This is a genomic window from Streptacidiphilus sp. MAP5-3, assembly GCF_041262505.1.
Lineage (GTDB): Bacteria > Actinomycetota > Actinomycetes > Streptomycetales > Streptomycetaceae > Streptacidiphilus.
This window is the reverse complement of record NZ_JBGCCL010000008.1, coordinates 206799-226276: the sequence shown is the minus strand read 5'-3', so window position 1 is coordinate 226276 and position 19478 is coordinate 206799. Positions and strand designations below refer to the sequence as shown.

Annotated in this window: 18 protein-coding genes; 10 read left to right on the top strand and 8 right to left on the bottom strand. The window is 70.7% G+C overall.

The window, feature by feature from the left end; translation table 11 throughout:
* Nucleotides 1-18 precede the first annotated feature (18 nt).
* The 3 genes from ABH928_RS15520 to ABH928_RS15510 form a co-directional block, all read right to left on the bottom strand.
* Nucleotides 19-549, bottom strand: a complete 531-nt coding sequence (locus tag ABH928_RS15520) for a TrmH family RNA methyltransferase (RefSeq protein WP_370066517.1) — start codon at nucleotides 547-549, stop codon at nucleotides 19-21.
* A 177-nt stretch (nucleotides 550-726) separates the two neighbouring features.
* Entirely contained in the window at nucleotides 727-2040 is a 1314-nt protein-coding gene (locus ABH928_RS15515; protein ID WP_370066515.1) for a GNAT family N-acetyltransferase, read from the bottom strand.
* 10 nt (nucleotides 2041-2050) lie between these two features.
* The gene (locus ABH928_RS15510) at nucleotides 2051-3436 is read right to left on the bottom strand and encodes an MDR family MFS transporter (RefSeq protein ID WP_370066513.1); all 1386 of its coding nucleotides are present in this window, start codon (nucleotides 3434-3436) and stop codon (nucleotides 2051-2053) included.
* 138 nt (nucleotides 3437-3574) lie between these two features.
* On the opposite strand from ABH928_RS15510, the gene ABH928_RS15505 reads away from it, so the two are divergent.
* Entirely contained in the window at nucleotides 3575-4333 is a 759-nt protein-coding gene (locus tag ABH928_RS15505) for a phosphoglyceromutase (protein ID WP_370066511.1), read from the top strand.
* Nucleotides 4334-4566: 233 nt separating this feature from the next.
* Nucleotides 4567-5004, top strand: coding sequence for a GNAT family N-acetyltransferase (locus tag ABH928_RS15500; RefSeq protein ID WP_370066509.1), 438 nt, complete (start codon nucleotides 4567-4569; stop codon nucleotides 5002-5004).
* Between the two features lie 532 nt (nucleotides 5005-5536).
* On the opposite strand, the gene phoU is transcribed toward ABH928_RS15500, so the two are convergent.
* Nucleotides 5537-6211, bottom strand: coding sequence for a phosphate signaling complex protein PhoU (phoU, locus tag ABH928_RS15495; protein WP_370066507.1), 675 nt, complete (start codon nucleotides 6209-6211; stop codon nucleotides 5537-5539).
* A gap of 235 nt (nucleotides 6212-6446) precedes the next feature.
* Here phoU and ABH928_RS15490 point away from each other — a divergent pair, with 235 nt between their 5' ends.
* A complete protein-coding gene (locus tag ABH928_RS15490; RefSeq protein ID WP_370066505.1) occupies nucleotides 6447-7829 on the top strand; it encodes a sensor histidine kinase in 1383 nt (460 codons plus the stop codon).
* Complete coding sequence (locus ABH928_RS15485) at nucleotides 7826-8512, top strand: response regulator (RefSeq protein WP_196197415.1); 687 nt, start codon at nucleotides 7826-7828, stop codon at nucleotides 8510-8512. Before ABH928_RS15490 ends, ABH928_RS15485 begins: the two co-directional genes overlap by 4 nt.
* Before the next feature lie 225 nt (nucleotides 8513-8737).
* On the opposite strand, the gene ABH928_RS15480 is transcribed toward ABH928_RS15485, so the two are convergent.
* A complete protein-coding gene (locus tag ABH928_RS15480) occupies nucleotides 8738-9370 on the bottom strand; it encodes a hypothetical protein (RefSeq protein WP_370066502.1) in 633 nt (210 codons plus the stop codon).
* 360 nt (nucleotides 9371-9730) lie between these two features.
* Here ABH928_RS15480 and ABH928_RS15475 point away from each other — a divergent pair, with 360 nt between their 5' ends.
* The 6 genes from ABH928_RS15475 to ABH928_RS15450 all read left to right on the top strand — a co-directional run bounded on the left by ABH928_RS15475 (nucleotide 9731) and on the right by ABH928_RS15450 (nucleotide 16375).
* A complete protein-coding gene (locus ABH928_RS15475; protein ID WP_030255707.1) occupies nucleotides 9731-10213 on the top strand; it encodes a CarD family transcriptional regulator in 483 nt (160 codons plus the stop codon).
* Nucleotides 10214-10526: 313 nt separating this feature from the next.
* On the top strand, nucleotides 10527-11291 hold the full coding sequence (gene ispD, locus ABH928_RS15470; RefSeq protein ID WP_370066500.1) for a 2-C-methyl-D-erythritol 4-phosphate cytidylyltransferase: 765 nt from the start codon (nucleotides 10527-10529) through the stop codon (nucleotides 11289-11291).
* Nucleotides 11281-11793: a 2-C-methyl-D-erythritol 2,4-cyclodiphosphate synthase gene (gene ispF / locus ABH928_RS15465; protein WP_370066498.1), complete on the top strand. Its 513-nt coding sequence runs from the start codon at nucleotides 11281-11283 to the stop codon at nucleotides 11791-11793. The genes ispD and ispF overlap by 11 nt, the downstream gene beginning before the upstream one ends.
* Nucleotides 11794-11932: 139 nt before the next feature.
* Nucleotides 11933-13333 (top strand): cysteine--tRNA ligase, encoded by a 1401-nt coding sequence (gene cysS, locus ABH928_RS15460; protein WP_370066496.1) that lies wholly within the window; start codon nucleotides 11933-11935, stop codon nucleotides 13331-13333.
* Between the two features lie 117 nt (nucleotides 13334-13450).
* Entirely contained in the window at nucleotides 13451-14515 is a 1065-nt protein-coding gene (gene rlmB / locus ABH928_RS15455) for a 23S rRNA (guanosine(2251)-2'-O)-methyltransferase RlmB (protein WP_370066494.1), read from the top strand.
* Nucleotides 14516-14749: 234 nt separating this feature from the next.
* Nucleotides 14750-16375 (top strand): DoxX family protein, encoded by a 1626-nt coding sequence (locus tag ABH928_RS15450; protein ID WP_370066492.1) that lies wholly within the window; start codon nucleotides 14750-14752, stop codon nucleotides 16373-16375.
* A gap of 142 nt (nucleotides 16376-16517) precedes the next feature.
* On the opposite strand, the gene ABH928_RS15445 is transcribed toward ABH928_RS15450, so the two are convergent.
* The 3 genes from ABH928_RS15445 to ABH928_RS15435 form a co-directional block, all read right to left on the bottom strand.
* Nucleotides 16518-17297 (bottom strand): NDP-sugar synthase, encoded by a 780-nt coding sequence (locus ABH928_RS15445; protein WP_370066490.1) that lies wholly within the window; start codon nucleotides 17295-17297, stop codon nucleotides 16518-16520.
* Nucleotides 17298-17458: 161 nt separating this feature from the next.
* Nucleotides 17459-17887, bottom strand: coding sequence for a hypothetical protein (locus ABH928_RS15440; protein ID WP_370066488.1), 429 nt, complete (start codon nucleotides 17885-17887; stop codon nucleotides 17459-17461).
* Nucleotides 17888-18074: 187 nt separating this feature from the next.
* Nucleotides 18075-19187 carry an ABC transporter ATP-binding protein gene (locus ABH928_RS15435; RefSeq protein WP_370066486.1) on the bottom strand — a complete coding sequence of 371 codons (1113 nt, stop codon included), beginning with the start codon at nucleotides 19185-19187 and terminating at the stop codon, nucleotides 18075-18077.
* Nucleotides 19188-19478: the final 291 nt, after the last annotated feature.

Here is a 19478-nt window from a genome sequence, read left to right as displayed (position 1 = left end):
GCAGCCAGAAGGCGCAGGTCAGAGCATTCCGGCGAGCCGGTAGAGCACGAGCGATCCGGCGACGGCGACGTTGAGGCTGGCGCCGCGGCCGATCATCGGGATCTCGACGACCGCGTCGAGCAGGTCGAGCGCTTCAGGCGGAATGCCGGTCTGCTCGTGGCCGAGAACCATCACCGTCGGCTCGCGGGCGGCCGGGAGATCAGCCAACCGGACGGCCTCATCGGCGAGTTCGACGCCGACGATGCGGTGGCCGCGGTCACGGGCGCGGTTCAGCCAGCCGAGCGGATCGCCGGTGCGGTGGACGCAGGACGGGCGGCGCAGCGTGTTGCCGCGGGCGAGGGCCTCGTCCACCCAGGGGAAGCGCGGCGCGACCATGCAGGCACCGACGGCGTCGCAGGTGCGCAGCAGGGTGCCGAGGTTGGCGCCGTGCAGCGGCCAGAGCGGCGCGGCGTAGAGGTGGTCCCAGCAGGGGTGGCCGCGTCGTCTCCGCATCCCGCTCAGCTCGGCGGGCGTGCGGACGCGGGCCTTCACGGCCGAGCGGAGGCGCACCTCCGCGAGGTCGTCGTGCCGGTACGCCGGTCACTGGTGCGGCGGTCACCGGGGCCGCAGTCAAAGGAAAAGGCAGTCATGCCGCCGAGGCTAGGCGGTCGTCGTCCCGTGCAGCCACGGAATATCGCCGGCAGGCGATGGCGGTGGCGGTGGCTGCACGGGACGTGATGCCGAGGGTCAGAAGGTGTCCGGGCACCACGGCGCGCGGTCGGTGCGGAGCACCCGCTGGGCGCGCCGGAGGCCGCCCGGTCGGCGCTCCTGCACCAGCCCGGCCTGCTGCAGCCGTTCCAGCGGCTGGGAGTTGAAGTACACCGTCGCCAACTGGCTGATGTCGCAGGCGAAGTCGACCTCGTCCGCGGCGTCTTCACCCACCGGGACACAGACGCCCCTGCCGTCCTCGGCCGCGACGAGCGCGTAGCGGCCCGCCGCGTAACCGAGCGCGTCGGTGACCTCGAAGACCACCCGGCCCGGGGCCTCGTACGTCCGCGCCGCGAAGGCCTTCGGCACGTCGAGGATGCGGACCCAGAAGAAGTCGTCCGAGCTGTCGCCGTTGTCCACGCAGGCCCGGCCGTTGTGCAGGGCCAGCGGCAGCGGGGAATCGGTGGCGAGGTCCCAGATGTCGATCCGCTGAACCCAGTCGACCTGCAGCGCGTAGCGCCACAACGCGGCCTCGGCGGTCCAGTCGACCGCGAAGTAGTCCTTGACCTTGAGGGTGACGTCCTTGGGGAGCCAGTTCCGCCACTCGTCGATGACCTTGTAGGTGAGCAGGCCCGCCGGATTGCCGTCCGGATCGCGGTAGAGGGCGATCAGCGGCTCCTCGAAGGTGCCGTTGCGGCTGGTCAGCTCGCCGGTCCGGAACTTCCAGACGACCGCGTCCCGGGAGACGGCTGCCGGGCGGTTGCGGCGGAAGCGGTCGTGCAGTTCGGGGGCGATCTTGGCGTACTCGGCCAGGGTGATCAGCTCGATGCTGCCCCGGTCCGCCTCGGCGGGCACGCGCATGCCACCGGCCAGCTGCTTGTCGATGATCCGGCCGTGCTGACCGGCGACCGGGCCGAAACCGTAACGGCCGTAGATGCCGAACTCGGCCGGGATCAGCATGGCGAAGGCCTCGCCGCGGGCGACGGCGGCGTCCAGGTCCTGCCGCATCATCCGGGTGAGCAGGCCGCGGCGGCGGTGGGTGGCCGAGACTGTGACGTTGGTGATCGCATCCGCGACGGCGGTCGCGCCGCCCGGGAGGGTGACCTCCTTGGCGAAGCTGCGGAACGTGCCGACGCAGCGCTCACCGTCGAACGCGCCGAGGGCGCGGCCGAGCCCGAGGTCGAAGCGCTGTCCGTGGTAGTCGGCGGAGCCGTCGCCCATGGGCTGCATGAACCCGACGTTCATCGCCTGGCCCCAGGCGGCCAGGGTGGAGTCGTCGATGACCCGGATCTCGACGTCCTGCCGCGCTTGCGGCTGCGCCTGCGTTTGCTTCTGCACCTTCGGCTCGTCCATGGTCCGAACTCTAGGAGGCGACGTCGGCAGAAGCACCGGAATTGTTGCCGCATCCGCCGTCCAGCGCGCCGCCGTCGAGTGCGCCGCCGTCCAGCCCGCCGTCGTTGACCGCGCTCTCGGCCATCGCGCTCTCGGCCATCGCGCTCTCGGCCACCTCACCGTCGTCGATCCGCACGGCCTGGAGACCGCCGGCCCGGCCGCGCATCAGCAGCACGTAGCCGCCCGCGCAGACGACGCCGAGCGTGGCGCACGTGGCCCAGACCGAGTTCGCGCCCCACGCGCTCAGCATGAAACCGGCCGACAGCGGGGCCATGAACGAGTTGGCTTGCCAAGCCAGTTGGAGGGCGCCCTGGTACCGGCCGCGGCCGTGGGTGGGCGAGAGCTCGGCGACCAGGGCCTGGGTGGCGGGTGTCCAGATCATCTCTCCGCAGGTCCAGATGACGACGGTCAGCGCGTAGAACCAGATAGCCCCCGCGAAGGCGCAGAGCGCGGTGCCGAAGCCGAGCAGTAGGGCGGCCGAGGTCAGCGCGGCCTTGCGACTGCCGTGCTCCACCACCCTGCTGATCGGCATCTGGGCGAGGACGACCACCAATCCGTTGACCGCGATGACCAGGCCGTAGTCGGTGGCTGTGAACCCCTGACGGCCCATCACCACCGGGAGGGCGACGGCGTTCTGGCCCTCGACGACGGCGAGTAGGAAGGTCAGCACCACCAAGCCCATGAACGCGCCGTCACGGACCACCGTGCCCATGCTGACCGAGCCCTCGTCGGCTTCCGACGTACCGGCTTCCGACGTGCCGGCTTCGGACGCGGCGGAGGTCTGCTCCGGCCGGGTCTCCGGGATGCGCAGGAAGACGACGAGCGCGCAGAGCAGCGTCGTGATCGCGTCGCCCCAGAAGAGGAGCACAAAGCCGTGGGCGGCGATCAGTCCGGCGACCGACGCGGAGATCGCGAAACCGATGTTGATCGCCCAGTAGTTCAGCGAGAACGCCCGCACCCGGTCCGCGCTGGGGACGAGGTCGGCCATGGCTGCAGAGGTCGCGGGCCGGGCGCAGCCGCTGGTCAGGCCGAGCAGCGCGGCGACGACCGCGATCAGCACCGGCGCCCGCGTGTAGCCGAGCGCGACCGTGGTCACCGCGGCGAGCACCTGAGCGGTGACGAGGGTGGGCCGCCGTCCGATCCGGTCCGCCAGCACGCCGCCGATGATCGAGCCGAAGACACCGCCGAGGCCGTACGCGGAGACGACCAACCCGGCGACGGCGGGGGAGAAGCCCCGCGTGGTGGTCAGATAGAGGGTGAGGAAGGTGACTACGAAACTGCCCAGGCGGTTGACCAGGGTGCTTGTCCAGAGCCACCAGAAGGTGGTCGGCAGTCCGCCCACGGTTTCGTTCAACATGACCCGTAAGCGGCCGGGGGCAGCCATGGACATATGCACTCCGCCTTTGGCAGGTAAGTGTCAGACAGTCTGTCCGCACGCTACCGACTCGGTGGGCGGGCGCGCCAGCGAATTGGCACCTGGACTAGGCTCGGGGCCATGGCTGAAGCTCCCTACCGTCTTGTGCTGCTCCGTCACGGCGAGAGCCAGTGGAACGAGAAGAACCTCTTCACCGGCTGGGTCGACGTCGACCTGAACGAGAAGGGTGAGAAGGAGGCTGTACGCGGTGGCGAGCTGCTCGCCGCGGAGGGTCTTCTTCCCGACGTCCTGCACACCTCCCTGCTCCGCCGGGCGATCCGCACCGCGCAGATCGCCCTGGACCGGGCGGACCGCCACTGGATCCCGGTGCACCGCAGCTGGCGCCTGAACGAGCGCCACTACGGCGCGCTCCAGGGCAAGGACAAGGCGCAGACCCTCGCCGAGTTCGGCGAGGAGCAGTTCATGCTGTGGCGCCGCTCCTACGACACCCCGCCGCCGCCCCTGGCCGACGACTCGGAGTTCTCGCAGGCGGACGACCCGCGCTACGCGGAGCTTCCGGCCGACATCCGCCCGCGGACCGAGTGCCTCAAGGACGTCGTCCACCGCATGCTGCCGTACTGGTACGACAGCATCGTCCCGGACCTGGCCGACGGCCGCACGGTCCTGGTCACCGCCCACGGCAACTCGCTGCGCGCGTTGGTCAAGCACCTCGACGACATCTCCGACGAGGACATCGCGGGCCTGAACATCCCCACCGGCATCCCGCTCCTCTACGAGCTGGACGAGAACTTCAAGCCGATCACCAAGGGCGGCCGCTACCTCGACCCGGCCGCCGCCGCCGCGGCCATCGAGGCCGTCAAGAACCAGGGCAAGAAGTAGCCACTTGCGTGATCATGCCCCCACCTGCGCGAACAGCGCGGATGGGGGCCTTCTCTTGCCTTGGGCCGTCTGTGGGCCGTCAGGCCGCGCGATCATGCTCCGTGTCGCGCCAGCGTCCAGCAGTCATGAGCGAAAGGCTCGCCCGTACTGGACCTGACCCGCGGGATCTGACGGATGGTCAACCGCTTGCTCGACGCGTCGTGGACGCACGACGGGAACCCTAGGATCGCGGCATGACCTACGAGTTGCTGACCGGTGACCGCGATCCGGAGCTGAACGAGATCCTCGAACGAGGCCTGGACGAGTACAACTTCGCCGCGACCGGCACCTCGGCCGCCGACCAGGGCGCGTTCTCGCTGAAGGTCGTCGACGGGGCAGGGGAGGTCGTCGGGGGCCTCGCCGCCTGGACGTGGGCCGGGCTCTGCGGGATCAGCATGCTCTGGGTCCGCGGGGAGAGCCGCAAGGACGGCTGGGGCACAAAGCTGCTGCTGGGCGCCGAGGAGGAGGCGCGGCGGCGGGGCTGCGACCGGGTGGCCGTGGCCTCGTTCACCTTCCAGGCGCCCGCGTTCTACCAGCGTCACGGGTACGTGGAGACCGGCCGGACCCAGGGCATCCCCGGCGGCCACGAGGACGTCCACATGTTCAAGCGGCTCGACGTCGCGACGGCGTGAAGCCGTGACGACGTGACGCCGTGAGGAACGGGGCCTCACGGCGTCGTGACGACTGGTCAGGGCCAGAAGGCGGCTGTCATCGGCTCGGACAGGGATCGAAGGAACGGGCTTCTCGGTGGCGGACGGGGTGGGTGGTCCGGCCGGGCGTCGGCCCGATCAGTGGCTGCGGCAGCCGCCGCACTGGCAGCTGCCGCCGGACTGGCAGCCGCAGCCGCAGCCCGAGCCGCAGCCGCAGGCGGCGAGAAGTGGGAGACGGCGTGGGTCGGTGGCCGGCGGGGGAGTCGGAGTCTGCGGGGTCGGAGCCTGGATCACGGAGACGGCCCTCCTCAGCGGAGTTGGGGTCCTTGGCTGGGATTCCACGGATCGGCGCCGGATGGCATCGGCGCCTGTAGCCCAGTGAAACGGCCCGTGTACGGAACGTCAACGGGCGTACGGGTTCACCCGTACGCCCGTCCGTGCGCCCCTGCCGGAGCACCGCAGGTGAGTCACCCCGCGCCCCGGCTCCCCTCGCCCCGGTCCCGGCGAGGCCGGGTCACTCCGCCTCCGGGGCCTCCGCCACGAACTCGTCCGCGTGCTCGCCGGTCACCAGGAAGACGACGCGGTTGGCCACCGACACCGCGTGGTCCGCGAAGCGCTCGTAGTAGCGCCCGCACAGGGTGACGTCCACCGCGGTCTCCACGCCGTGGTGCCAGCGGTCGTCCAGCAGGTGGGCGAAGAGCTGCTTGTGCAGGTCGTCGATCGCGTCGTCGTCGCGCTCCAGTTCCAGCGCGGCGTCCACGTCCTTGGTCGCGATGACCCGGCCGGCCTTGGCGATCATGCGCTGGGCCAGCTGGCCCATCTCCAGCACGATCGGGTGCAGGTCGGCGGGGACGGCGGACTCGGGGTAGCGCAGGCGGGCCAGCTTGGCCACGTGGCGGGCCAGGTCGCCGCAGCGCTCCAGGTCCGCGCTCATCCGCAGCGAGGTGACGACGATGCGGAGGTCGGTGGCGACCGGCTGCTGGCGGGCCAGCAGCGCGATGGCGCGGTTCTCCAGGTCGTGGTGGAGGTTGTCGAGCTTCTCGTCCGCGGCGATCACGCTCTCGGCCAGCTCCAGGTCGGCGTCGAGCAGAGCGGTCGTCGCCCGGCCCATCGCGGAACCGGCCAGCCGGGCCAGCTCCACCAGGCCGTCGCTGATCGAGTCGAGTTCCTCGTGGTAAGCGTCGCGCATTCTTCTTCTCAGTCCTCACTGGGCCGGTGGCACGGATCTGCCGCTGACACGGGTCCGACAGCACGGACGATGTCGCCGGATCAGGCAGATGTTCCCACTGTGCGTGGCCACGGCAACCCTGGACCTCAGCAGGAGTGAACCACTGGGGACGTGAAGGTGAATTCTCGGCATCCTCCGGCTGAGCGCATTCTCCGTAGCTCACTGCAGGTCACCGAGGTGCGCTTACGCTGAGGACATGGACGTGAACGTGGCCGCCGCCTCCGTGAGCGCGATCGTCGGGCTCGGAGTCGGCCTCACCGCCGCGCTCGCCTTCCGCTGGAGCGAGAAGGAACAGCACCCGTCGAAGCGGGCCGAGAAGCAGGACGAACCGGCTCTGCCGCCCGGTGTGGACACCGTGCTGTCAGTGCTGCGCTCCTGCGCCGTGGTGCTCGACGAGAGCGACCAGGTGATCAAGGCGAGCTCTGCGGCCTACGCCCTCGGGCTGGTGCGCGGGGGCGCGATCGCCGTTGAGTCGATGCTGGCGATGGCGCGGCTGACCCGCCGTGACGGTGAGATACGGCAGGCCGATCTCGACATCCCACGCCGCGCCGGGGGAGGCGGCGACGGGCTCGCCGTGTCGGTACGGGTGGCGCCGCTCGGCTCCAGACTCGTGCTGGTCCTGGTCGAGGACCTGACCGAGGCGCGGCGGATCGAGGCGGTCAGACGCGACTTCGTGGCCAACGTCTCGCACGAGCTGAAGACCCCGGTGGGCGCCCTGTCGCTGCTCTCCGAGGCCGTCCAGGACGCCAGCGACGACCCCGAGGCGGTGCGCCGTTTCTCGGGGCGGATGCTCATCGAGTCCGCTCGGCTCACCAGCCTGGTCCAGGAGATCATCGAGCTCTCCCGGGTCCAGGACGACCTGCGCATGGTCGACCCGGAGCTGGTGCCGGTGGACGAGCTGGTGGCCGAGGCCATGGACCGCTGCCGCCACTCGGCGGCGGCCAAGCAGATCACCATGGCCGCGGGCGGTATCGCCGGGCTCCACCTCTACGGCAACCGCGGCCAGCTGGCGGCGGCACTCGGCAACCTGGTCGAGAACGCCGTCAACTACAGTCCGGCCCGGACGCGCGTCGCCATCGCGGCCCGCAAGCTGCCCGGCACCCGGCAGGACTCGGTCGAGATATCGGTGACCGACCAGGGCGTCGGCATCTCCGAGAGGGACCGGGAGCGCATCTTCGAGCGCTTCTACCGGGTCGACCCGGCCCGGTCCCGGGCGACCGGCGGCACCGGCCTCGGCCTCTCCATCGTCAAGCACGTGGCCGCCTCCCACGGCGGCACGGTCTCGGTCTGGAGCATCGAGGGCCAGGGGTCCACGTTCACCTTGCGCCTCCCCTCCGGGGACCTCCCCGGGCGGCTCGTGACCACCTCAAGCCACGTCGATGTCCACGCTGACGCCGATGTCGACGCACCCACTGACCCGTCCACCCACCGGACGGAACCGGCTCACCTGCCCGAGCAGCCGGATCCGCACGCCGTCGAGTCGTCGGGATCGTCGAATCCGTCAGAACTGACCGATCCGACCGACCCGGCCGAGACCACCTCTCCCACCCTTACCGCCGCCCCGGAGGCCATGCCGTGACCCGTGTGCTTGTTGTCGAGGACGAGGAGTCCTTCAGCGACGCCCTGTCCTACATGTTGCGCAAGGAGGGCTTCGAGGTGGCGATCGCCGCCACCGGGCCCGACGCGCTGGACCAGTTCGAGCGCAACGGCGCAGACCTGGTGCTGCTGGACCTGATGCTGCCGGGTCTGCCCGGCACCGAGGTCTGCCGCCAGCTGCGCGCCAAGTCCAGCGTTCCGGTGATCATGGTCACCGCCAAGGACAGTGAGATCGACAAGGTCGTAGGCCTGGAGATAGGGGCCGACGACTATGTGACCAAGCCCTACTCCACCCGCGAGCTCGTCGCCCGCATCCGCGCGGTGCTGCGTCGCCGCGGCGAGGCGGAGGAGACCACCGGCGGCCCCGGCGCGCTCGAGGCCGGCCCGGTCCGGATGGACGTCGACCGCCACGTGGTCACCGTCGACGGCGCCAAGGTCGACCTGCCGCTGAAGGAGTTCGACCTGCTGGAGATGCTGCTCCGCAACGCGGGCCGGGTGCTCACCCGGATGCAGTTGATCGACCGGGTCTGGGGCGCGGACTACGTCGGCGACACCAAGACCCTGGACGTCCACGTCAAGCGCCTGCGCGCCAAGATCGAGCCGGACCCGGGCGCGCCGCGCTACCTGGTGACCGTCCGCGGCCTGGGCTACAAGTTCGAGCCCTGATCGGCGCACCGGGTCGGACGCTGACCTGCGTACCCAGCCGGTCGCAGATCCGCGCACCGGGTCGGACCCCGGTTCGAGCGCTGCGTCGAACAGTCGGGGTCGGACGCGACCCTGACGCGCCACAATTTCACCCGAAAGTGGCTGAGGCCGGGCCCGTCCTGTTGATCAGGACGGGCCCGGCCTCTGGCTTCGGGACGTGCCTCGGCTGCCGGGGATACCCCGGGATCAGGCGGTCGGCTTGGAGACCGGGGTGCTCGCCTTGCCGCCGGCCGTCGGGGTGGCGCTGCTGCCCGGCTTGTGGGTCCCGCCGCCCTTGTGAGCCGTGGCGGAGGCGCTGACGTGCGGCAGGGCGCTCGCGGTCGGGCTCGGCGTGCCCGGGGCGTAGGAGGCGTACTGGCCGGAGCCCTTCTGGATCTGGGCGTCCACGGTGACCGAGCCCGCGTTGGCGAAGACGAAGGTCACCGGGATGTTGGAGCCGGCCGGCTGGCTGAGCGTCGGGACGGTCGCCTGGATGGCGCCGGTGCTCGGGCCGCCCAGGATCAGGCTGGCCTGGGTGTTGATGTTGCCCGAGCCGGACAGCGTCGCGGCCGTGGCGCCGACGGTCACCGAGACCAGGGTCTCCGCCTGGGACTCGTTGTTGGCGATGTTGGCGACGACGTTGGCGGGGGCGTTGCCCTGGGCGTCGGCGACGACCTCGACGCCGTTGACCTTCAGCTGGCCGTTGCTCAGCGAGGTGGCGCCGGTGTTGGGCTTGACCTGGAGGGTCGCCGCGCTGGACCCCGCAGAGCAGGCGGCGAGGACGGGGGCGATCGCGACGATGACGGCGGCGACCGCGCCGCGACGAAGAGTGCGGCTCACGGCGGAGGGTGCTCCTTGAACGTTTTGATGGTTCTGGCCGCGTTCAGATTACCGATCGGCTTTATCCGCTCCACACGGGGTGGCCCGTGTCGCGTTCGAGAGCCGACCGATACCCTGTCGGACGAAGATCGGATCACGGTTTCATAACGCACCGAACGCAAGATCGTCGCGAGCCGAGGCGATGCCCGCAGGTTCGTGGACAACCGCTCCGACCTGCGGGAAGCCCCCGTCGAACAGGGGTCGCAGCACGGAATCATGCCGGTTGTCAAGCCTGCGGATATGCTCTGACCTGCGGAAACGCCCTTCTGATACAGCCCGGATCGTGTTAGGCTGGAAAGCCACGGAAGGGGTACCTGTCACATGACGTTCAAGGTTGGCGACACCGTGGTCTACCCCCATCACGGGGCCGCGCTGATCGAGGCCATCGAAATCCGCCAGATCAAGGGTGTGGACAAGACCTACCTGGTGCTCAAGGTGCAGCAGGGTGACCTGACGCTGCGCGTGCCCGCGGAGAACGCGGAGTTCGTCGGAGTGCGCGACGTGGTCGGCCAGGACGGTCTGGACCGGGTCTTCGAGGTGCTGCGGGCACCATATACCGAAGAGCCGACCAACTGGTCCCGCCGCTACAAGGCGAACCTGGAGAAGCTTGCCTCCGGCGACGTTATCAAGGTCGCGGAGGTTGTGCGCGACCTTTGGCGACGTGAGCGCGAGCGCGGGCTGTCCGCAGGCGAGAAGCGGATGCTGGCAAAGGCACGCCAGATCCTGGTGAGTGAGCTTGCGCTCGCCGAGAACACCAACGAGGACAAGGCGGAGACGCTGCTCGACGAGGTCCTTGCTTCCTGAGGTCCCTGAGTGCGTTCGGACTGTGCATGCATGTCGCAATGCCGGCGTGTGTCCGTACGCGTGTCAGTACGTGGTGCATTCCGTACGTGCGTCCGCACGTACGGGTATGACGTCACGGTATGTTTCGTTTCAGCGCCTGGCGATGCCGTCGCCGGGCGCTGAGGCGTGCGTTGTCGCACGCGCCACGCGGCGTCAGTCCTGCGTGCGTGGTGCGTGTGGTGAAGGCGGAGCCCAGAGCTGTGGTGCGTGTGGTGCGAGTGCCGGACGCAAGCACAAGTGGGGCTTCACGGAAGGGCGCTGAGCCCGGCACGCCATGGCCATACCCACATCCCTGAAGGGACCAAACCTGAACGCCGCAGCAGTGGTTCCCGCCGCCGGCCGGGGCGAGCGCCTCGGGCCAGGCGCCCCGAAGGCGCTGCGCGAGCTCGGCGGGGTGCCGATCCTGGTGCACGCCGTCCGTGCGCTGGCGCGTTCGCGTGCCGTCGGCCGCGTCGTCGTGGTCGCACCCGCGGACGGCGTCGCCGAGGTGCGCGCCCTCCTCGCTGATGCGCTCGGCGAGCGTGAGAACGCCGTCCTCGTCGTGGTGCCCGGTGGCGCGACCCGTCAGGAGTCCGTCCGGGCAGGCCTCGCCGCGCTCCCGGAGGACGTCGACGTGGTGCTCGTCCACGACGCCGCCCGCCCGCTGGTTCCGGTCGACGTGGTCGACGCCGTGGCCCGCGCCGTCGCGGAGGGCGCCGAGGCGGTCGTTCCGGCCGTCCCGCTGGCCGACACGGTCAAGCAGGTCGGCGCACCCGCCGCGCCCGGCGGACCGGAGCCCGTCATCGCCACACCCGACCGGTCGACCCTGCGCGCGGTGCAGACGCCCCAGGGCTTCCGCCGCGACGTCCTCGACCGCGTCCACGCCAAGGCAGTCGCCGAGGGTGTCGACGCGACCGACGACGCGGGCCTGGTCGAGCGGTTCGGCGGCCGGGTCGTGGTCGTGCCCGGCCACGAGGAGGCGTTCAAGGTGACCCGCCCGCTGGACCTGGTCCTGGCGGAGGCGGTCCTGGCCCGACGGAGGTCCCGCGATGAGTTCTGAGGGCACCCGACTTCCCGGCCTTGCCGGTCTTCCCCGTCTGCCGCGCACCGGGATCGGCGTGGACACCCACGCGTTCGCCGAGGGTCGCGAGCTGTGGGTGGCCGGTCTGCGCTGGGAGGGCTACTCCTTCGGCCTGGACGGCCACTCCGACGCGGACGTCGTCGCCCACGCGGCCTGCAACGCGCTGTTCTCGGCGGCGGGCCTCGGCGACCTCGGCGCGCACTTCGGGACGGACCGTCCCGAGTGGGCGGGCGCGCCCGGCGTGAAGCTGCTCGCAGAGGCCGCACGGATCGTCCGCGAGGCGGGCTTCGAGATCGGCAACGTCGCGGTCCAGGTCGTCGGCCCCGTGCCGAAGGTCGGCAAGCGGCGCGCGGAGGCGCAGGAGTTGCTTTCCGCGACAGTCGGTGCGCCGGTCTCGGTCGCGGGCGCGACGACGGACGGGCTGGGCTTCCCGGGCCGCGAGGAAGGTCTGACGGCGGTGGCCACGGCGCTGGTGTACTGAGGGTTCCCCTTTCACGCTCGGGGACGCTGCACTCACCTGACGTCTGCAACTGGCTCTCTGTGTGACGCGGGCAATAAAGGCGTGTGGCGTCAGCCCGTGCAGGCGCAGGGCACCGGTTCCCGCCCACTACCCTGGTGGGGTGAGCATTCGCCTGCACGACACCGCCTCCGGTCAGGTCCGTGACTTCGTCCCGATCACACCGGGCTGCGTCTCGATCTACCTGTGCGGAGCGACCGTCCAGGCCGCGCCGCACATCGGTCACATCCGTTCCGGCCTCAACTTCGACATCATGCGCCGGTGGTTCGCCCACCGCGGCTACGACGTCACCTTCGTCCGGAACGTGACCGACATCGACGACAAGATCATCGCCAAGTCGCGTCAGTCGGGCCTGCCCTGGTGGCAGATCGGCTACGCCAACGAGCGTGCCTTCAACGACGGCTACGCCGCCCTCGGGTGCCTGCCGCCCACGGCCGAGCCGCGGGCGACCGGGCACGTCACCGAGATGATCGAGATGATGCAGTCGCTCATCGAGCGCGGTCACGCCTACGCGACCCCCGAGGGCAACGTCTACTTCTCCGTCACCTCGTACCCGGACTACCTCGCGCTCTCGCACCAGGAGCTGGACAACCTCCGTCAGCCCGAGGGCGAGGGCGAGGTCGGCAAGCGTGACCCGCGCGACTTCGCCATGTGGAAGGCCACCAAGCCCGGCGAGCCCAGCTGGCCCACCCCGTGGGGCGACGGGCGCCCCGGCTGGCATCTGGAGTGCTCCGCGATGGCGCACAAGTACCTGGGCAGCAGCTTCGACATCCACGGCGGCGGCCGGGACCTGATCTTCCCGCACCACGAGAACGAGATCGCCCAGTCCAAGGCCTACGGCGACGACTTCGCCGCCTACTGGCTGCACAACGCCTGGGTGACCCTCAGCGGCGAGAAGATGAGCAAGTCGCTCGGCAACTCGGTGCTGGTCTCCGAGATGGTGGCCAACTGGCGTCCGATCGTGCTGCGCTACTACCTGGGCACGCCGCACTACCGGTCCACCATCGAGTACAGCGAGGAGGCGCTGCGCGAGGCGGAGACCGGGTTCGCCCGGATCGAGGGCTTCATCGAGCGCGTCCTCGAACTGCACGGCCAGGTCGAGCCGGCCGCGGACGTGCCGCCGGCGTTCGCGGAGGCGATGGACGAGGACTTCGGCGTGCCGGGCGCGATGGCGATCGTCCACACCGCCGTGCGGCAGGGCAACGCGGCGCTGGCCGCGGACGACAAGGAGAGCGCGGTCGCGCGTCTTGCCGAGGTCCGTGCCATGCTCGGAGTGCTGGGCATGGACCCGTTGGACCCGTTCTGGGCCGGTGCTGGCGCGGGCGCCGGGGACAACCTGCACGATGTGGTGGACTCGCTGGTCAGGCTGGTGCTGGAGCAGCGGCAGGCCGCGCGCGAGCGCAAGGACTGGGCGACGTCCGACGCCATCCGGGACCGGCTCTCCCAGGCCGGGCTCACCATCGAGGACCGGGCGGACGGTTCGCGCTGGACTCTCAGCAAGTAGCCGGTACCGCACCGCCGTAGAGCACGCAGCGCAGCCCGGAGCGGCAGCGCACAGGGCAACCCCGAAGCGAAGTAGCAGAGCGCGAAAGCGTAGAAGCAAGGAAGCAGGACAGCAGCCATGGCCGGCAACAGCCAGCGCAGGAACCGTCGTAACCCCGGGTCGAAGAAGGGCGCGTCGGTCGGCACGGGTGGCCACAGCCGTCGGGCGCTGGAGGGCAAGGGCCCGACGCCGCCCGCAGAGGCGCGCAAGGGCCACCCGAAGCAGCGTGCCGCCAACGCCGCCGCCAAGCGGGCCGCCGACGCGCGTGCGCGGTCCGGCACGCGCCGTGGCGGCGTCCAGGGCCGTACCGGCAAGGCCGGTACGGAGCTGGTCTACGGGCGCAACTCGGTAGTGGAGGCGCTGCAGGGCGACGTGCCCGCGTCCGCGCTCTACGTGCAGCAGTTCATCGACAACGACGAGCGTGTCCGTGAGGCGCTGAGCCTGGCGACCGAGCGCGGTGTCCCGCTGCTGGAGGCGCCGCGGCAGCAGCTCGACAACCTCGCCGAGGGCCACAACCACCAGGGCATGATCCTCCAGGTGCCGCCGTACGAGTACGCGCACCCGGACGACCTGCTCGCCGCCGCCGCGGTCAACCGCGACAACGCGCTGATCGTGGCGCTGGACGGCATCACCGACTCGCGCAACCTCGGTGCGGTCGTCCGTTCCGTCGCCGCGTTCGACGGGCACGGCGTGGTCGTCCCCGAGCGCCGCTCGGCCGGGATGACGGCGGGGGCGTGGAAGACCTCCTCGGGCGCTGCGGCGCGCGTGCCGGTCGCGCGCGCCAGCAACCTGACGCGTGCGCTGGAGTCGTACCAGAAGGCGGGTTGCTTCGTGGTCGGCCTGGCGGCCGACGGTGAGCACGACGTGGTCGACCTGGACGCGCTGACCGGACCGGTGGTCATCGTGATCGGTTCGGAGGGCAAGGGACTGTCCCGACTGGTCTCCGAGACCTGTGATCTGACGGTCCGTATCCCGATGCCGGGTCAGGCCGAGTCGCTCAACGCCGGTGTGGCGGCGGGCATCGTGCTCTACGAGGCCGCGCGCCTGCGCGCCACGGCAGCCAAGGCCGACAAGCCCGCGAAGTCGTCCAAGGCAGCCAAGACCGAGAAGGCGGCCAAGGCCGGCAAGGCCGACAAGGGCTGAGCCTTTTCGCCCGGGCCGTTTCACCTGGCCCGGTCGACCTGCTCCAGCTGACCTGGTCCCCGCCTGAACTCCCCGGTGGGGATGCGTCAATGGCCGGCCGCTACGGTGGCCGGCCTTACGCGTCGTGTGTCCGTTCGGAGTTCGGACGTGGCCGCTCTTGGCGGACTTTTGTCAACTCCGTCCACTTCCGTCAACCGGGAGTGTCCTTCCGGCCCTTCAGTCGGTTAGAGGAGCGTGGACACCAGAACACGTACCCGTCCCCGTCCCCGGGCGGCCTCCGCCGGTGGGGCCGATGCTGGTGAGGCGACGCTCAACACGGTCAAGGTGCCGTCGGACCCGACGCGGTTGAACATCACCACCGCGAGCTTCCGAGTGCGGTTCAGCCCACCCGAGGGGTCGTTGATCGCCCCGGGCCTCGTCGGCGCGATGTCGCGTGACTCCGCCCTGGTGGGGGCAGGCACGTTCGCCGGTCCGGCACGCGCGGGCGCTGCGGCGGGAGTTGCCGCCGGCGGAGCGGTCGGGATCCCCGGCTCCGTCGCCGTCCCCGGGCTGACGGGTGCGGTCGCCACGATGCCCCGCCGACGCGGGCGCGTGGTGCCGATCACCTACACCGGCCAACTCGACCTCGCCGTACCGCCGCGGGGCGTCCCTGCCCAGGCGGTCGGCCGGGCGTCCGAGGGCGGCGGCCGTGGCGTCGCGCTGGGCGACATGGAGTCGACCCAGCAGATGACCCAGGTCGACTTCGACGAGCTCGAGAACTACGAGGACTTCGCGGGCTTCTCCGGCTTTGCCGACCTCGACGGCGTCCGGGTCTTCGAGCCGGCAGCGCGGCGTCCTCCGCTTCCCGACACGCCCGCTGCCTCCACCGCGCAGCACCACGCCTGGTACCCGGGCAAGCGCGTCGACCTCGGCCTGGTGCTGCTGCCGCTGCGCGTCTTCCTCGGCTGCATCTCGGTCTACGCGGGCTTCAGCAAGCTCTGCGACCCCGTCTACTTCGACGGCGGCGCTCGCGGCTCGATGATGCACTGGCTGCAGGCCCTGCACCCGTGGAGCGTCGCGCAACCGCTGCTGGCGCTGGCCATGGACCACCCGGTGGGCGCGGGCCTGGTGGTGGCGTTCGTCCAGATCAACGTCGGCGTGCTGGCGATCCTCGGCCTGTGGCAGCGGGCCAGCGCGGCGGTGGCCATGATGCTGTCGGTCGCCCTGTTGGTGACGGTCAGTTGGCGCGCCGTGCCGGTCTACGACACGCCGGAGATCATCTTTCTGGCCGCATGGAGCCCGCTGCTGCTGGCTGGTGCGCCGATGTTCTCGCTGGACGGCTGGCTGCACCTGGAGGCGTGGCGTCGGCTCGGCGAGCACGCGGAGGTGCAGCAGTTGCGGCGCCGAGTGCTGCGGCGCGGGGTGGTGCTGGCGACGGTCGTCATCGGCACGACCTTCCTGCTGGGTTCCGTGCTGGGCGCGGCAGTTCGCGCCTCGCACGTGAGCCAGACCACCTCGGTCCCGTCCGAGACGCCCACGCCCTCGCCGAGCCAGTCCACGCCGAGCGACGTCTGGCCGAGTGGAGCGATTCCGGTCCCGGTGGCCTCCGTGCCGACGAGCGGCAAGTCGGGCCACTCCGGCCCGGGCTCGGCGAGCGCCAAGCCGTCGCCGTCCAGCTCGCACAAGCACCACAGCGGCAGCACGGGGGCGACGTCGTCCACGTCCTCGTCGTCGTCCCTGGGCAGCTCGCCCACCGGCTACGGCACGGGGGGCAGTTCCGGCTCCAGTTCCGGCACGAGCGGCTCCAGCCGCTCGCACAAGCCGAGTCCCGGGCAGAGCCCGGGCAACCCCAACGGCGTGATCGGCGGCCTGCTGGGGTAGCCCGCAGAGCGCGTACGCGGCAGGTAGAAGGGCAGAGGGGCAGACGGGCAGAAGGGAAGGGCGGGGAACCGGTCACCGGTTCCCCGCCCTTCCCTTCTGTGCCTCTGTGTCCCTACGCGTCCCCAGGCGCTCCTACGCGTCCTTAGGCGTCCGCCTCCACGGCGGCACGGGTCGACGCGAGCTCCTTGGCGGCCTCGTGGAGGTCCTTGGCGGTGTCGATGGCGCGCCAGTAGACACCCTGCGGGAGCTCGTAGCCGGAGAGGCGGTGCTCACGCGCCAAGCGGGGGAAGGTGGTCCGCTCGTGGTCGCCGAGGTCCGGCAGCATGCCCGCGAAGTCGGCGGAGAAGACGTAGACGCCCGCGTTGATCAGGTAGGGCGACGGCGGGGACTCGATGAAGTCCAGGATGTTGCCGAACTGGTCCACGTCCACGGTGCCCCACGGCAGGCGGGGACGGGCCAGGGCGAGCGTCGCGTGGGCGTCGCGGGCGGTGTGGAAGTCCGCCATGTCGCGGAGCGGGAACCGGGTCCAGATGTCGCCGTTGGTGGCGTACCAGGGCTCGCTGTGGCGCGGCAGCGACGCCGCCGCGAACTTCAGGCCGCCGCCGCGTCCCAGCGGCTCGGTCTCGACGACCGTGGTGACGTTCAGCGGCAGGTCGGCGGCCTTCAGCCAGTCCTGCAGGACGTCCGCGAGGTAACCACAGGAGATGACGACGTCGGTGACGCCCTCCTCCGCCAGCCACTGCAGCTGGTGGCCGACGATCGGGACGCCGGTTCCGGGGATCTCGATCATCGGCTTGGGCCGGGTGTCGGTGTAGGGGCGGAGGCGGGAGCCCTGTCCGCCGGCCAGGATGACGGCCTGGGTCACGGTGGGCGCTGCCAGCGGCGACTGCCCGGCTGAGGGGATGAGATTCTCGTCGGTCATGGCGCCACCCTAGGCCCTGTGGGCGGAGGTGTACGCCGGTGCCAGGAGCAGCCCCGACGGGCGGCCGACGCGGGAACCCTGAGCACCGGTGAAACCGGTACCCAGGGTTCTGTGGGGGGCGCGCCAGGGTCGGGCCGGGGTCCGGCGGGGTCCGGCCTGGGTCAGGCCGTCGGAGACAGGGATCCGGCGGCGAAGGAGGCGTCGCAGACGGGGCGGGCGTAGGTGAGCGCCTTCTGCACGTCGCCGTGGTACTTGCGGACGGCGGCCTGGCCGAGGTCCCGCGCGATGGAGGAGCAGAACGCCCGCAGCGACGGCTGGCGGTCCATGGTGCTCTCCAGGTCGTCGAGGGCGACGCCGGGGTTCCTGGTCGTCAACTCCCGCAGCAGGCGTGCCCGGAGGGCGTCCTGCGGCGCGGTGCTGTCGCCCTGCGCGGGGGCGGGCTGGGCGGCTGCGGCGGTCAGCGACTGGACGTCGGCGTTTGCCGATGGGGCCCAGGAGACGCGGGCCACCGCGAGGGTGCCGGTCGTCACCAGGACGAGCGGCAGGACGAAGGCAAGTGATCGGCCGATGCGGCGGGCTAGCTGCTTCACGACGGCGATGCTAGCGACCTGTGATGATTTGGCGACATTGCGTCACTCCAACGAGTGAGTATCGCGCCGGAATTCTCCCGAAAAGCCCGAAGCCGCCCGGGGGAACGGGCGGCTTCGACGCCTTGCTTCGGAGTGCGTCTGACGTCGGTTGTCTCCGGTTGTCTCCGATGTGGGACCGACCCGGACGTCAGTCGCCCAGACGGGTGCCCGTCTTGGTGGAGAACAGGTGACGCTCGCCCTCGCGCGGCACGACGTGCAGCACGTCGCCACGCAGCGGGACGGACCGGCCGCCGACCCGGACGACCAGGTCCTTCGTCTCCTCGCCGACGGTCGCGGAGCCGTAGACGTAGCCGTCGGCGCCGAGCTCCTCGACGACGTTGACGGTCACGGCCAGGCCGGTGCCGCCCTTGGCGAGCGCGTCGCCCTCGGAGACCACGTCGAGGTGCTCCGGGCGGACGCCGAGCGTGAGCGTGGTGTCCCCGGCGGCGGAGGCCTCGGCCAGCGCCTCGCGGGAGACCGGGACCACGATGCCCCCGAACTGCACGCCGCCGTCGACGATCGGGACCTCGATCAGGTTCATCGCGGGCGAGCCGATGAAGCCGGCGACGAAGAGGTTGGCGGGCCGGTCGTACATGTTGCGCGGGGTGTCGACCTGCTGCAGCAGACCGTCCTTGAGGACCGCGACCCGGTCGCCCATCGTCATGGCCTCGACCTGGTCGTGGGTGACGTAGACGGTGGTGATGCCGAGGCGGCGCTGGAGCGAGGCGATCTGCGTACGCGTCTGCACGCGGAGCTTCGCGTCCAGGTTGGACAGCGGCTCGTCCATCAGGAAGACCTGCGGCTCACGCACGATGGCGCGACCCATGGCGACACGCTGACGCTGACCGCCGGACAGCGCCTTCGGCTTGCGGTCCAGGTACTCGGTCAGGTCGAGGATCTTCGCGGCCTCCTCCACCTTCTGGCGGATCTCGGCCTTGTTCACGCCGGCGATCTTGAGGGCGAAGCCCATGTTCTCGGCGACGGACATGTGGGGGTACAGCGCGTAGTTCTGGAACACCATGGCGATGTTCCGGTCCTTGGGCGGGAGGTGGGTGACGTCTCGGTCACCGATGCGAATGGCCCCGCCGTTCACGTCCTCCAGTCCGGCCAGCATGCGCAGGCTGGTGGACTTGCCACAGCCGGAGGGGCCGACCAGGACGAGGAACTCCCCGTCCGCGATCTCCAGGTCGAGCGCGTCGACCGCGGGCTTCTCTCCACCGGGGTAGACACGGGTGGCCTTGTCGAACGTCACCGTAGGCATGGTTCTGCTCCACTTCACCGGCAGGAACGTGCCGGACGATCCGAGTAAAGGGGGTGGGGTGGTATGAAGTTGTGGCCCTGCTCGCCCCGCCTGCGCCCCGCACACGTCCGCCGGAGCGGCACGGTTCACCGGGAGGTCTAGTCCACATCGCAGAGTGAACTTCAGGCGACGGTACCGGTCGGACCATCCGCTTGTCAGCCCCTCGCGCACGACCAATTCCGCACCACGCCCACCCTCCCCGCCCGGTACACTGCCAAGCGCGCCTCCTTAGCTCAGTTGGCCAGAGCACCG